Source organism: Pseudomonas sp. DW-iso17 (assembly GCF_058725345.1).
This window is the reverse complement of the sequence record NZ_JBZXEA010000041.1, coordinates 298,275-312,123: the sequence shown is the minus strand read 5'-3', so window position 1 is coordinate 312,123 and position 13,849 is coordinate 298,275. Positions and strand designations below refer to the sequence as shown.

The following is a 13,849-nucleotide window of genomic DNA, read 5'->3' as shown; positions in this document are numbered from 1 at the left end:
TCGACATCGGCGCCAAGTCGGAGATCTACCAGATCATCCATAACCTGGCGGCCAGCGGCATTGCGGTGATTGTGGTGTCCAGCGACCTGATGGAGGTGATGGGCATCTCTGACCGCATCCTGGTGATGAGTGAAGGCGCCTTGACCGGTGAGTTACCCCGCGCCCAAGCGGATGAAGCGCGCCTGCTGCAACTGGCGCTGCCACAGTCGCGGGCTTGAACAAGAATAAGAGGGTTTGGCTATGTCTGAGGTAAAAACAGCAAAGGGCTTCTGGCCAGGTTTCAATCAGCGCAAATTTCTCGATGATTGGGGGATGCTGTTGGCGGCGCTGGGCATTTTTGTGCTCAGCGCGGTGTTCATCGATAACTTCCTGTCTCCGTTGAACATGCGCGGCCTCGGTCTGGCGATTTCCACCGTGGGCATCGCCGCCTGCACCATGCTGTTCTGCCTGGCGTCGGGGCACTTCGACTTGTCGGTGGGTTCGGTGATCGCCTGTGCCGGGGTGGTGGCGGGCATCGTGATGCGCGACACCGACAGCGTGGCACTCGGCGTGTCGGCAGCCTTGGCCATGGGCCTGGTGGTAGGGCTGATCAACGGCATTGTGATCGCCAAGCTGCGCATCAACGCGTTGATTGCCACCTTGGCGACCATGCAGATCGTGCGCGGACTGGCCTACATCTTCTCCAACGGCAAGGCGGTGGGGGTGATGAATGAAGGGTTCTTCGTGTTCGGCAACGGCCAGCTGCTGGGCGTGCCGGTGCCGATCATCATCACCGTGCTGTGCTTTGTGTTCTTTGGCTGGTTGCTCAATTACACCACTTACGGGCGCAACACTATGGCCATTGGCGGCAACCAGGAAGCCGCGTTACTCGCGGGGGTGAATGTCGATCGCACCAAGATCATCATCTTTGCCGTGCACGGTTTGATCGGCGCCTTGGCCGGGGTGATCCTCGCGTCACGCATGACCTCGGGCCAGCCGATGATTGGCCAGGGGTTCGAGCTGACCGTGATTTCGGCCTGTGTGCTGGGCGGTGTGTCGTTGAGCGGCGGCATTGGCATGATCCGCCATGTGATTGCCGGGGTGTTGATTCTGGCGATCATCGAGAATGCGATGAACCTGAAGAACATCGATACCTTTTACCAATATGTGATTCGTGGCTCGATCCTCTTGCTGGCCGTCATCATCGACCGCATGAAGCAACGCTGATGTTCGCCCTGTGAAGATCAAACTGTGGGAGCTGGCTTGCTGTGGCGAGCAAGCTTGCTTGCGCTGGGGTGCGAAGCGCCCCCAAAAGCCGGCTCCAGCTGCGCTGTCGAACGGGAGCAAGCTCCCTCGCCACAGCAAGCCAGCTCCCACCTTGGATCTTCTGTGTTCAGGAGGGCGGTATTTGCCATAATGCCCCCGCTTTCATACTTATAGGCCCGATATGCAGGAAAACGCCCACACCCCCGTCAAAGACGCCACCCCCACCGGCACCCAGACCCTGTTGCGCGGCCTGGGCGTGGTGCAAGCGGTGGCGGCTGGTGCGCGGGATCTCAAGGAGATCGCCCGGCGCATCGGCACCACGCGCAGCACGACGCACCGCCTGGCCAGTTGCCTGGTGGACGAGCGTTACCTGCGTGTGGTGCCCCAGGTCGGTTATCTGCTGGGGCCCAAGCTGATCGAGTTGGGGTTCCAGGCCCGTGAAGAGTTGCCCTTGGTGAACCTGGCGGTGCCCTACCTGGATGAATTGTCGGCGCTGACCGGCGATACCATTCACCTGGCGATTCGTGAGTACGACGAGGTGCTTTACCTGCACAAGAACCCCGGCCGCAATGGGCCGGAAATGCGCTCGCGGGTCGGCCATCGCATGCCGTTGGCGCGCACCGGTATCGGCAAGGCGTTGATGCTGGATGACTCGCCGCAGGAGTGGCAGCGCTTGTACGAGGCGAGCTTGCCGACGGCGGGCAAAAGCCTGCAATGGCCGCAGCACCCGGAGCAATCCTGGGCGCAGTTCGAACAGCGCATGCATGAGTATGTCGAGGGTGGCTACGCGTTTGACCTCGAAGACAACGAGCCTTCGATCCGCTGCGTGGCCGCACCGGTGCGCGATGCCAGCGGGCGCATCGTCGCCGGCATCAGCATCGCCAGTACGGTGCCCTATATGCCGCTGGAGAAAATGGCCGAGCTGATTCCTGTGATCAAACAGGTCGCAGCCCGGCTGTCAGCGGAGTTGGGCGCCAAGGCCTGATCAGGCTTTGAGGCTTGCCATGTCGATGACAAAGCGGTACTTCACATCACCGGCAATCATGCGTGCGTAAGCTTCGTTGATCTGCCGGATGTCGAGCATCTCGATGTCGCAGGTGATGTTGTGCTCGGCGCAGAAATCCAGGACTTCCTGGGTTTCGGCAATGCCGCCGATCAGCGAGCCGGCCAAGACTTTACGGCCCAGCACCAGCTTGGCGGCGTTGACGGGCGGGTCCACCGGCTCGATCAGGCCGACCAGGATATGCACGCCGTCAAAGCGCAGCACATCGAGGTAGGGGTTCAGGTCGTGCTGCACCGGGATGGTGTCGAGCAGGAAATCGAAGTGCCCGGCAGCAGCTTTCATCTGCTCGGCATCAGTGGACACGATCACATGGTCGGCGCCCTGGCGACGGCCTTCCTCGGCCTTGCTCGCCGAACGCGTGAACAGCGTCACTTCGGCACCCATGGCCTTGGCGAACTTGATGCCCATGTGGCCCAGACCGCCCATGCCGAGAATCCCGACTTTATCGCCGGCTTTCACGCCGTAGTGCTTGAGCGGCGAGTAAGTGGTGATACCTGCACACAGGATCGGCGCAGCGCTGGCCAGGTCGAGCTTGGCCGGGATCTTCACCACGAAATGTTCGCTGACCACGATGCTGTCGGAGTAACCGCCCATGGTGTTGCTGCCATCCACGCGGTCCGGCGTGGCATAGGTCATGGTCGGGCCCTCGAGGCAGTATTGCTCAAGGTCCGATTGGCAGGCTTCGCAGTGACGGCACGAGTCCACCATGCAGCCTACGCCCACCAGGTCGCCGACTTTATGGGCAGTCACATTGGCGCCGACGGCGGTGACCTTGCCGACAATTTCGTGGCCCGGCATCAACGGGTACACGGCGATGCCCCACTCGTTGCGAGCCTGGTGGATATCGGAGTGGCACACGCCGCAGTAGAGAATCTCGATGGCCACGTCATCGACGCGCGGGCTGCGGCGTTCAAATGACATCGGGGCGAGGGGCGTGGTGGCCGACTGGGCGGCGTAACCGATGGCGGTGTACATAGTAAACCTCACAAAAGCTTGGACTGCAGAGGTGGCGAATTCTGCGCGTCGGCCTGGGGGCGCGAACATGGCAAATGCTCCGAGTCTCATGCCTATTCGTCCGGCAGTGCCTGAGGTTTGGATATATTGGCCGCCAGACCTGCGATGATGCTGTCATCCCTTATTCGCGAAGTTTTTTGCCATGCTGTTGACCCGCCATTTGGACGCCAATGCCACGCTGGTTGCCTTGATCGAAGGGCTCACGCCCCGCGACGGTTTTTCCCCGACTCACTTGCCCGGTGTGCAGGTGCTGCGCGCCAGTTGCGATGTGGCGCGTGGGCCGCAGATCTATGAGCCAAGCCTGATGTTCGTGGCCCAGGGCAGCAAAGTCGCCTACCTTGGCCCCCGCACGCTGGAGTATGGCGCCGGGCATTACCTGATCCAGGCGATGCCGGTGCCGTTCGAATGCGAGACCTTTGCCATGGCCCCCGAGGCGCCGCTGTATGGCGTGACGGTAGGCATCGACCGCGTGGTGTTGGGCGAGTTGGTGATTGCCATGGGTATGCAGGCCGGGCCGCCGCCGACCGCGCAGACTTTGGAGTCGATGAGTTCGGTGGTGCTGGACGATGCGATGCGCGGCTGCGTCGAGCGGTTGTTGCAGTGCCTGCACGATCCGCTGGAAAGCCGGATCATGGGCCCGGCGCGGGTGCGCGAATTGTTGTTCACCGCCTTGCGTGGGCCTCAGGCGGATGTGTTGCGTGCACTGGTGGAACAACAGGGGCAGTTTTCGCGCATCGCCACCTCATTGAATCACCTGCATGCCCATTACGCCGAGCCGCTGAATATCGAGACGTTGGCCGGATTTGCGCACATGAGTGCCTCGACCTTTCATGAGCATTTCAAACGCTGCACCTTGTTGTCACCGGTGCAGTACCTCAAGCGCTTGCGGTTATTGAAGGCCCAGCAGTTGCTGCTGGTGGAAGGCATGAGTGTGGCGCAGGCGGCGCACAAAGTGGGGTACCAGAGTACGTCGCAGTTCAGCCGGGAGTACAAACGCTATTTCCTGCGCAACCCAGGTGAAGAGCGTGCCGCCTGACACCACGAGGTCATTGTGGGAGCTGGCTTGCCTGCGATAACGGAGGGTCAGCCATACATTTGGCACCTGAAGGCCGCCATCGCAGGCAAGCCAGCTCCCACATTTTTATCGATGTCGCCCACAAAAAAGGCTCCCATCTCGGGAGCCTTTTTGGGTTAAGCGAACGACTTACATATTCGGGTAAGTCGGCCCACCCGCACCTTCCGGTGTCACCCAGGTGATGTTCTGCGAAGGGTCCTTGATGTCACAGGTCTTGCAGTGCACGCAGTTCTGGGCGTTGATCTGGAAGCGCTTCTCGCCGTCTTCCTTGGTCACCACTTCATACACGCCAGCCGGGCAGTAGCGCTGCGCCGGTTCATCGTAGAGCGGCAGGTTGGTGCCGATCGGGATGCTTGGGTCTTTGAGCTTCAAGTGGCACGGCTGCTCTTCTTCATGGTTGGTGCCAGAGATGAACACCGAGCTCAGCTTGTCGAAGCTCAACTTGCCGTCGGGTTTGGGGTAGTCGATCTTCTGGCTGTCTTTGGCCAGCTTCAGGCAGGCGTAGTCCGGCTTGGTGTCGTGCAGGGTGAAAGGGATCTTGCCGCCGAAAATGTTCTGGTCGAGCCAGTTGAAACCGCCGCCAATGATCGCGCCGAACTTGTGCACGGCCGGGCCGAAATTGCGGCTGGCGAACAGTTCCTCATACAGCCAGCTGGCTTTGAAGCTGTCGACATACGCGGTCAGTTCGTCGCCGCCCTCGGATTCGGCAAACAGGCGGTCGGCCACGGCGTCGGCGGCGAGCATGCCGGACTTCATCGCGGTATGGCTGCCTTTGATCTTGGCGAAGTTCAGGGTGCCCAGATCGCAACCGATCAGCGCGCCACCCTTGAAGACCATCTTCGGCAGCGAATTCAGGCCGCCTTTGCAGATCGCGCGGGCGCCGTAGCTGACCCGCTTGCCGCCTTCCAGGTACTGGGCCAGCACCGGGTGGTGCTTGAGGCGCTGGAACTCATCGAACGGCGACAGGAAGGTGTTGCTGTAGGACAGGTCGACGATCAGGCCGACCACCACCTGGTTGTTTTCCAGGTGATAGAGGAACGAGCCACCGGTGTTCTCGTTACCCATGATGTCCAGCGGCCAACCGGCGGTGTGCACCACCAGGCCCGGCTGGTGCTTGGCTGGGTCGATTTCCCAGATTTCCTTCAGACCGATGCCGTAGTGCTGGGCGTCGGCGTCGCTGTCCAGGTTGAAGCGCTGGATCAGTTGCTTACCGATGTGGCCACGGCAGCCTTCGGCGAACAGCGTGTACTTGCCACGCAGTTCCATGCCCGGGGTGTACAGGCCGTCTTTTGGCTTGCCTTCACGGTCAACGCCAAGGTCGCCGGTGATGATGCCGCGTACCACGCCGTTCTCGTCGAACAGCGCTTCCTGGGCGGCGAAGCCTGGGTAGATTTCCACGCCCAGGTTCTCGGCCTGCTGGGCCAGCCAGCGGCACAGGTTGCCCAGGGAAATGATGTAGTTGCCTTCGTTGTGCATGGTCTTGGGCACAAAGAAGTCGGGCACCTTGGTGGAGGCTTCCGGGCTGCGCAGTACATAGATGTCATCGCGCACCACCGGGGTGTTGAGCGGGGCGCCGAGTGCTTTCCAGTCCGGGAACAATTCATTCAGGGCACGGGGTTCAAACACGGCACCGGAGAGGATGTGGGCGCCGACTTCGGAGCCTTTCTCGACCACGCAGACGCTGATTTCCTTACCGGCTTCGGCGGCCTTCTGCTTCAGTCGGCAGGCGGCAGACAGGCCAGCCGGGCCAGCGCCGACGATGACCACGTCGAATTCCATGTATTCGCGTTCCACAGGCTATCTCCTACTCAAGGCTCAACAGGCTTTTTTTTCTAATGGGTGGAGGTTCGGTGTGGTTCTGCGCGAAGGCAGCACCCACCTGTCTCTCTAGGTGGCGCATTATATATAGACCACTGACAGCGTCCAATACAAACGTTTGTTTGAATTGCCTGCAGCCTAGATAAATCAAAGCAACGGGGCTTATGACTGACCATTTTGCCGTATTGACCAGAATAGGCGTTCCGGTCAAGATACGGTCGGTTTTGCGCTTCCCGTAGGCAGACTGCAGGTTTCAAGAGCACGTCCAAAGACAGGCTGAAGGCAATAAAGGTGATGCGCACCCAAACGTTGGGGCGCAGTTTACACGCCGCGATAAAGAATGACCTCTCAGTCACCACTGACGAACGGTCGTCATTTCCCGTGTGCAAGGCCACTGCCGAGGTCTTTGGAGGTGCCCTTGTGTGCCGATGAGCATCAACCGCCAGGTTCGCCTAGGCGACTTTCTTTTCACCGGAGAGTAACGAGGAATCCATGAAGGTTCTTGTAGCTGTCAAACGCGTTGTCGATTACAACGTGAAAGTTCGCGTCAAGGCGGACAATTCCGGCGTCGACCTTGCTAACGTCAAGATGTCGATGAACCCTTTCTGCGAAATCGCTGTGGAAGAAGCCGTACGCCTGAAAGAGAAAGGCGTGGCGACGGAAATCGTCGTGGTGTCCATCGGGCCGACCACTGCCCAAGAGCAGTTGCGTACCGCTTTGGCCCTGGGCGCCGACCGCGCCATTCTGGTGGAGTCTGCTGAAGAGCTGACCTCCCTGGCCGTTGCCAAACTGCTCAAGGCCGTTGTCGACAAGGAACAGCCTCAGCTGGTGATCCTGGGCAAACAAGCCATCGACAGCGACAACAATCAGACTGGCCAGATGCTGGCTGCACTGACCGGTTACGGCCAGGGCACCTTCGCTTCGAAAGTCGAAGTGAGCGGCGACAGCGTTGCGGTTACCCGTGAAATCGACGGCGGCGCGCAGACGGTTTCCCTGAAACTGCCGGCCATCGTCACCACCGACCTGCGTTTGAACGAGCCGCGTTATGCGTCCCTGCCAAACATCATGAAAGCCAAGAAGAAGCCTCTGGAGACGCTGACTCCGGACGCTTTGGGCGTTTCCACCGCCTCTACCAACAAGACCGTCAAAGTCGAAGCGCCGGCTGCACGCAGCGCGGGCATCAAGGTCAAGTCGGTGGCTGAACTGGTCGAGAAACTGAAAAACGAAGCGAAGGTAATCTAATCATGACTATCTTGGTAATCGCTGAACACGACAACAAGGTACTGGCCCCGGCCACCCTGAACACCGTGGCCGCTGCCGCTAAAATCGGTGGGGACATCCACGTCCTGGTAGCAGGGCAGGGCGCTGGCGCCGTGGTTGAAGCCGCTGCGAAAATCGCAGGCGTGAGCAAAGTCCTGAACGCTGACAATGCCGCTTATGCGCATCAGCTGCCGGAAAACGTTGCACCGCTGGTCGCCGAGCTTGGCGCTGGCTACAGCCACATCCTGGCCGCCGCTACCTCCAACGGCAAAAACATCCTGCCACGCGTTGCCGCGCAGCTGGACGTTGACCAGATCTCCGAGATCATCTCGGTAGAAAGCGCCGACACCTTCAAGCGCCCGATCTACGCCGGTAACGCCATCGCTACCGTGCAGTCCAACGCCTCGGTCAAGGTCATCACCGTGCGCGCCACCGGTTTCGACCCGGTTGCTGCCGAAGGTGGCTCGGCTGCCGTTGAAGCCGTCTCCGCTGCCCACGACGCTGGCACTTCCAGCTTTGTCGGCGAAGAGCTGGCCAAGTCGGACCGTCCTGAACTGACCGCTGCCAAGATCGTCGTTTCCGGCGGTCGTGGCATGCAGAACGGTGACAACTTCAAACACCTGTACGCCCTGGCCGACAAGCTGGGTGCTGCGGTCGGCGCTTCCCGCGCTGCTGTCGACGCAGGCTTTGTACCCAACGACATGCAGGTCGGCCAGACCGGCAAGATCGTTGCGCCACAGCTGTACATCGCCGTCGGTATCTCCGGCGCTATCCAGCACTTGGCCGGTATGAAAGATTCGAAGGTGATCGTTGCGATCAACAAGGACGAAGAAGCGCCGATCTTCCAGGTAGCCGATTATGGCCTGGTGGCGGACTTGTTCGAAGCCGTACCTGAATTGGAGAAGCTGGTCTAATCCAGCCGCTTCACTTATAAAGAGCCCGGTCTTATGACCGGGTTTTTTTTACTGATCGGGAGAGTCTTGCCATGGAACTGCGCCCCTGGGCCTTACTGCTGGGCCTTACGCTGCTGCCGAGCCTGACGCTCGCCGCCGGCAAGTGCGAGCGCCTGGTGATCACCGGCAGCCCGGACGCACCGCCTTTGCTCTGGCGCGACCCTCAGGACCCTACGCACCTGATCGGCGCGACCGCTGACGTGCTGCAACAAGTGGGCAAGGACCTCGGGCTGAAAATCGACCTGCTCTATGGCGGCAAACGCTCCTTGGCCCTGGATGAAGCGCGTAGCGGGCGCATGGACATTCTCGCCGACGCACCGCTGAATCTGGGTGAGCTGGACCACTTCGACTACATCCATCCGGCGCTGATGCAGACCGACTACCTGGTATGGACGCGCAAGGATTCAGCCGTGGTCTATTCCACCGCCGCCGATTTGCACGGCCACAAAGGCGCAGTTTCGGAACGTGCGCGTTTGAGCGCGGAGTTCGAAACCTTCGCCAGCCAGCAACTCAACCTGCAACGCCTGCCCAATTTGACGCCGGCTTTCCAGAAACTGTTGCTCGGTGAAGTGGACTACGTGCTGGCTGGGCGCTATTCCGGCATGGCCATGGCCCAGACCCTGGGCATGAGTAATGACCTGGTGGCCCATGAGGTGCCTGTCGACCAGCCTGGCCTGTACCTGGCGGTTTCCCACAACTCGGCCTGCAATGATCCTTGGCTTCGCGGACAGCTGACGAAAAAGATGACAGAATTGCCCGCCTCCGGTGCCGCTCAAGCCGCGCTGCAGCGCAATCTGGAGCGTTGGAAAGCGCAACTGCAACAACCTGTCGGCACCCCAACAAAGTAGGGATTTACAGTGATTTTTCGAGCTCTTTTCGCGGCCCTTGCCGTTGTCGCGCTGGCGGGATGCGCAACCGATCCTGCGCCGATCGAACAAATGCGCCTGACCCAGCAAGCCTTGGAACAAGCCACCGCGGTCGGGGCCAACACCGATGAATCCCCCGAACTGAAGCTGGCCGAAGAAAAATTCGCCCGGGCCAAGGGCAACATGGCCGACCAATCCTACAAGCGAGCGCGGATGCGCGCCGAGCAGGCTGAGCTGGACGCACGCCTGGCCGAAGCCAAAGTGCTGACCGGCAAGAGCCAGGAACAATTGAACGTGCTCAATACCCGTATCACTCGCCTGCGTAAGCAACTGCAGTTGGGAGACGCACAATGAGCCCGATGATCCGTAGTTTGAGCTGTGTACTGCTGCTGGGCGGCGCGGCCTTGGGCGGCTGTGCCAGCCAACCCACGAGCGAGCAGGCGTTGCAGCAGGCCGGCGATGACTTTCAAAAGGTCAAGGAAGACGCCAACGTACTGCGCTTCGCCCCCAAGGACGTGATCCGCGCCGGCGAGTCCCTGGCCCGCGCCGATCGCCTGTCCAGCTACTGGGGCAGCGGCGCGGATGTGGTGCATTACGCTTACCTGAGCCAGCGTTACAGCGCCATCGCCCGAGAGCACACCCAGCAGGGCCTGAATGCCGAGCGCGGCACCCAACTGGAGTTGGAACGTCAGCGCCTGCAACTGGCCTTGCGCGAAAACAAGCTGGCCAGCGTGCAACAGCAGGGCAAGTGGGTTGAAGCGCAAATCGCCAGCCTCACCACCCAGACCGATCGTGGCCTGGTGATGACCCTGGGGGACGTACTGTTCGACACTGGCGAAGCTGAACTGCAGAACTCCGCCAACCGCACGGTGCTCAAGATCGTGCAATTTCTGCAACTGAACCCCAAGCGTCGGGTGCGCATCGAGGGCTACACCGACAACACCGGTGGCGAGCAGGAAAACCTGAAACTGTCCCGCGACCGTGCTCAATCGGTGGCCGATCTGTTGATGGACCTGGGTATTGATGACAAGCGCATCGAGGTCGAGGGTTATGGCGACCAATACCCGGTGGAAGCCAATGCCTCCGAGCGTGGTCGTGCACAGAATCGCCGAGTGGAAATTGTGTTCTCTGACGAGAAGGGCCAATTGGGCGCAGCACGCTAAAGTCTGACGCAGATCCAAATTGTGGGAGCGGGCTTGCCCGCGAATGCGGTGGCTCAGTACCGAATGTACTGATTGACACACCGCTTTCGCGGGCAAGCCCGCTCCCACATTTCGTTTCGGCGATGCCCACCCCAGCTCCCCCGCAGTTTTTACTGTCACTCCCGCCCGCGCTCGACTATTGTGGCAACTGTCCCCGTACACTTCTAAACTGTGCCGGTATGTTTCACACAAAAATAAAATACCCGTGAAATCGAGTGCTGCGTCATGACCAATCTGTTGCTTTACCAACGTATTGCCCAGCAACTGGCTGAGGACATCCGGCGCGGTGTCTACCAACCGGGGGAGCGCGTGCCGTCGGTGCGCAAGATGAGTTCCCAGCTCAATGTGAGCCATGCCACGGTGCTGCAGGCCTACGCCAACCTGGAAGACCAGGGGCTGATCCGGGCGCGGCCGCAGTCGGGCTATTACGTGCACCAGACGCCAGCACTCACGGCGCCTACGCCTGATATCGCACGGGTCGAGCGCCCAGGGTTGGTCACCCGTAGCAGTATCATCCAGCAGGTGCTGGTCGAGTCGCGCCGCGAAGGGGTGTTTCCCTTGGGCGCGGCGGTGCCGAGTGTCGACTACCTGCCGGTGCGGGCACTGCATCAGCAGTTGGCCAAGGTCACGCGTTTCCAGAGCCCACGGGCCTTCAGCTACATGTTCAGCCCTGGCTTTGAACCATTGCGGCGCCAGGTGGCGATCCGTATGCGCGATGCGGGCGTGGTGGTGGACCCTTCCGAAGTGGTGATCACCCACGGCTGTGTCGATGCATTGCAAATGTCGTTGCGCGTGCTGACGCGCCCTGGCGACCTGATCGCGGCTGAATCACCCACCTATTACGGCCTGCTGCAATTGGCTGATCTGCTGGGCCTCAAGGTTATCGAGATCCCCAGCGACCCCGCCACAGGCATGAGCCTGGAAGCCCTGCAACTGGCCGCCAACCAATGGTCGATCAAGGCGCTGGTGTTGACCACGCGCCTGAGTAATCCGCTGGGCGGCACCATGCCGGAGGAGCGGCAGAAACAGTTGCTGCGCCTGGCCTCGGACTTCGATATCCAGATCGTCGAAGATGACATTTACGGCGAGTTGATGTTCGAACTCGGCCGCACCAAAGCCCTCAAGGCCTACGACCGCCTCGACCGCGTAATCTATTGCTCAAGCTTTTCCAAGACCTTGTCGCCGGGCGTGCGCATTGGTTGGATGATTGCCGGCAAGTACCAGCAGGAAATCCAGCGCCTGCAGATGTTCAGCACGCATTCTGCTTGCAGCGTCACGCAGATGGGCGTCGCGGCCTATCTGGAAAACGGTGGCTACGACCGTCATTTGCGCTACATCCGCCAGGAATACCGCAAGAACCTCAGTGCCTTCCAATTGGCGGTGCAGCAGTATTTCCCCGAAGGCACCCAGATGACCCGCCCGACCGGCGGCTTTATCTTGTGGGTCAGTTTGCCGGGGCGGGTCAATACTCAGGAACTGCATGTGCGTGCCCTGCAACAAGGCATCAGCATTGCGCCAGGGCTGATTTTCAGTAATACCGAACAGTTCAACCACTGTATTCGCCTCAATTGCGGCACGCCGTGGAATCGCGAGGCGGAGAGGGCGTTGATGACCCTGGGAATGCTTGCCAGCCAGCTGTGCCAGGAGGCCGCAGCGGGTTATTGAGGCGAGCAAAAGGGCACAAGACTGATCTGTGCCCTTGTCATGCCGCGCACAACAAGCGAGCATATGGCCTTCTGCCGTTAATGCTGTTGGCGATATGACTTCTATTTTTCGCGTTACGTTGATGCTTGGTCTGCTGAGCCTGTGCAATGCCGGCAGCGTGCTGGCTGCAGCGCCGGTGGCTGAAGGCAAGCCTGCTGTCGGTGCCGAGCAAAAGACCTCAGCCAAGCAGCCAGCGCCTGCGAAAAAAGCCCCCGCCGCACAAAAGAAAGCCGCCTCGACCAAAAAGCGTGCACCCGTGGCGAGCAAGTCCAAGTCGGCCCATGAAGTCGCCCAGACCAAACTGCCACCGGCACAGTTGGACCTGTCCCTGCCTTCGGACATGGTCAGGCACTTGCAACCCATCGGTACCATGCCCAAGCCCAAGAGTGTGCCCTTGCTGCCGCCAATGTTTGGCGAAAAGCCCACCGACAACAGCGCGTTTCAGATCAACGGCCGCTTGCTCAGCAATGAGATGAAGCTGCAACTGCGTAACGAAGAGCGCCGTGATGTTGAAGGCGCTGCGCTGGATTTCGAATTCAAGCAATAAACTTTCGCACCACAGGTGACCCAGGTCGCCGACCATCTGTCGCAGACTGGTCGGTCACTTTTGTTTTGTGCGAAAAACCCCTGTTGGGCCATTTTAAAACGTCTGTTTAAGGGCGTACTCTAGCCCGGCCATCCCTATTGAGTCGTCGAGGACCTGCTGGTCATGAAATGCCGTGAAGGCTGTGGCGCATGCTGCATTGCCCCCTCCATCAGTTCACCGTTGCCGGGAATGCCCCATGGCAAGCCCGCTGGCGTTCGCTGCGTGCACTTGTCGGTGGAACAACTGTGCCAGTTGTTCGGTCAACCGCAGCGGCCAGCCGTATGCAGTGATTTCAAGCCCGATATTGAGGTGTGCGGCAATGACCAGGCCGATGCCATTCGCCTGATCGGTTGGTGGGAACAGATGACGGCGGCTTGATGGGCTTTACTATCGGAACTTCAACAATAAGGAATACAACGATGGGTTCGCTGAAACGAGTGGCTGTACTGTGCGGTTTTACGCTGTTGTTGGCGGCTACTGCCCAGGCTGAGGATTGGCAAGTCGCCAAGGACGAAGACGGTATCAAGGTCTCCCTGAGCGAGGTTGCCGGTTCCAAGTACAAGGCGTATCGCGGTGTGACGGTGATCAAGGCGCCTTTGGCCAAGGTCCAGGCGCTGCAGGAAGATGTGGTCGGTGCTTGCGCATGGATCCATGAATGCAAATCCCAGCAACTCGTCGACAAGAAAGGCGACGAGGCCTGGACCTACACCCAGTTCAAGGCCCCGTTCCCCGTGACGGACCGCGACTCGTACATCCACGTCACCACCACCAAAGCCGCTGACGGCACCGTCACGCGCAAACTGGAAGGTGTGCCGACCTACAAGCCAGAAGCAAAAGGCTACGTGCGGGTTGCCCAGGTGGACGGTTTCTGGAAACTGGTGCCAAAGGGCGATAACCAGACCGAAGTCACCTACCAGGTACACACCGAGCCAGGTGGCAGCGTACCTTCGTGGCTGGCCAACAAGTTCGTGGTGGAAGCGCCGTTCAATACCTTGAAAGCCTTGAAAGAACACGCTGAAAAATAAGTGCAGTTGATCCGGTGCCTCCGGGCTTGAGCGGAACG

14 protein-coding genes and 1 pseudogene are annotated in these 13,849 nt (G+C 60.1%); 13 read left to right on the top strand and 2 right to left on the bottom strand.

Annotation, left to right across the window (positions count from 1 at the left end):
• From AC4PS6_RS22370 to AC4PS6_RS22360, 3 genes and pseudogenes are all read left to right on the top strand, one after another.
• Nucleotides 1–218, top strand: a pseudogene (locus tag AC4PS6_RS22370) (hypothetical protein); the annotation flags it as partial.
• A gap of 22 nt (nt 219–240) precedes the next feature.
• On the top strand, nt 241–1,206 hold the full coding sequence (gene araH / locus AC4PS6_RS22365) for an L-arabinose ABC transporter permease AraH (RefSeq protein ID WP_336826897.1): 966 nt from the start codon (nt 241–243) through the stop codon (nt 1,204–1,206).
• A 220-nt stretch (nt 1,207–1,426) separates the two neighbouring features.
• On the top strand, nt 1,427–2,230 hold the full coding sequence (locus AC4PS6_RS22360; protein WP_336826898.1) for an IclR family transcriptional regulator: 804 nt from the start codon (nt 1,427–1,429) through the stop codon (nt 2,228–2,230).
• Here the strand turns inward: AC4PS6_RS22360 and AC4PS6_RS22355 are convergent, their stop codons facing one another.
• The gene (locus AC4PS6_RS22355; protein ID WP_014719540.1) at nt 2,231–3,283 is read right to left on the bottom strand and encodes an NAD(P)-dependent alcohol dehydrogenase; all 1,053 of its coding nucleotides are present in this window, start codon (nt 3,281–3,283) and stop codon (nt 2,231–2,233) included.
• Between the two features lie 181 nt (nt 3,284–3,464).
• Here AC4PS6_RS22355 and AC4PS6_RS22350 point away from each other — a divergent pair, with 181 nt between their 5' ends.
• Entirely contained in the window at nt 3,465–4,358 is an 894-nt protein-coding gene (locus tag AC4PS6_RS22350; RefSeq protein ID WP_003193483.1) for an AraC family transcriptional regulator, read from the top strand.
• 168 nt (nt 4,359–4,526) lie between these two features.
• Here the strand turns inward: AC4PS6_RS22350 and AC4PS6_RS22345 are convergent, their stop codons facing one another.
• Nucleotides 4,527–6,191 carry an electron transfer flavoprotein-ubiquinone oxidoreductase gene (locus tag AC4PS6_RS22345; protein WP_020301874.1) on the bottom strand — a complete coding sequence of 555 codons (1,665 nt, stop codon included), beginning with the start codon at nt 6,189–6,191 and terminating at the stop codon, nt 4,527–4,529.
• A gap of 516 nt (nt 6,192–6,707) precedes the next feature.
• Between AC4PS6_RS22345 and AC4PS6_RS22340 the strand changes: the two genes are divergently transcribed.
• The 9 genes from AC4PS6_RS22340 to AC4PS6_RS22300 all read left to right on the top strand — a co-directional run bounded on the left by AC4PS6_RS22340 (nt 6,708) and on the right by AC4PS6_RS22300 (nt 13,811).
• On the top strand, nt 6,708–7,457 hold the full coding sequence (locus AC4PS6_RS22340) for an electron transfer flavoprotein subunit beta/FixA family protein (protein WP_014719538.1): 750 nt from the start codon (nt 6,708–6,710) through the stop codon (nt 7,455–7,457).
• 2 nt (nt 7,458–7,459) lie between these two features.
• Nucleotides 7,460–8,389, top strand: a complete 930-nt coding sequence (locus tag AC4PS6_RS22335) for an electron transfer flavoprotein subunit alpha/FixB family protein (protein ID WP_014719537.1) — start codon at nt 7,460–7,462, stop codon at nt 8,387–8,389.
• 71 nt (nt 8,390–8,460) lie between these two features.
• Nucleotides 8,461–9,276, top strand: coding sequence for a substrate-binding periplasmic protein (locus tag AC4PS6_RS22330; protein ID WP_020301875.1), 816 nt, complete (start codon nt 8,461–8,463; stop codon nt 9,274–9,276).
• A gap of 9 nt (nt 9,277–9,285) precedes the next feature.
• Nucleotides 9,286–9,648 (top strand): DUF4398 domain-containing protein, encoded by a 363-nt coding sequence (locus AC4PS6_RS22325; protein WP_014719535.1) that lies wholly within the window; start codon nt 9,286–9,288, stop codon nt 9,646–9,648.
• Nucleotides 9,645–10,457 carry an OmpA family protein gene (locus AC4PS6_RS22320; protein ID WP_019820595.1) on the top strand — a complete coding sequence of 271 codons (813 nt, stop codon included), beginning with the start codon at nt 9,645–9,647 and terminating at the stop codon, nt 10,455–10,457. The genes AC4PS6_RS22325 and AC4PS6_RS22320 overlap by 4 nt, the downstream gene beginning before the upstream one ends.
• Nucleotides 10,458–10,721: 264 nt before the next feature.
• A complete protein-coding gene (locus AC4PS6_RS22315; RefSeq protein ID WP_073454566.1) occupies nt 10,722–12,161 on the top strand; it encodes an aminotransferase-like domain-containing protein in 1,440 nt (479 codons plus the stop codon).
• Nucleotides 12,162–12,255: 94 nt separating this feature from the next.
• Entirely contained in the window at nt 12,256–12,747 is a 492-nt protein-coding gene (locus tag AC4PS6_RS22310) for a hypothetical protein (protein ID WP_014719533.1), read from the top strand.
• A 162-nt stretch (nt 12,748–12,909) separates the two neighbouring features.
• On the top strand, nt 12,910–13,164 hold the full coding sequence (locus AC4PS6_RS22305; protein ID WP_014719532.1) for a YkgJ family cysteine cluster protein: 255 nt from the start codon (nt 12,910–12,912) through the stop codon (nt 13,162–13,164).
• 41 nt (nt 13,165–13,205) lie between these two features.
• Complete coding sequence (locus AC4PS6_RS22300; RefSeq protein ID WP_058410707.1) at nt 13,206–13,811, top strand: START domain-containing protein; 606 nt, start codon at nt 13,206–13,208, stop codon at nt 13,809–13,811.
• Nucleotides 13,812–13,849 lie beyond the last annotated feature (38 nt).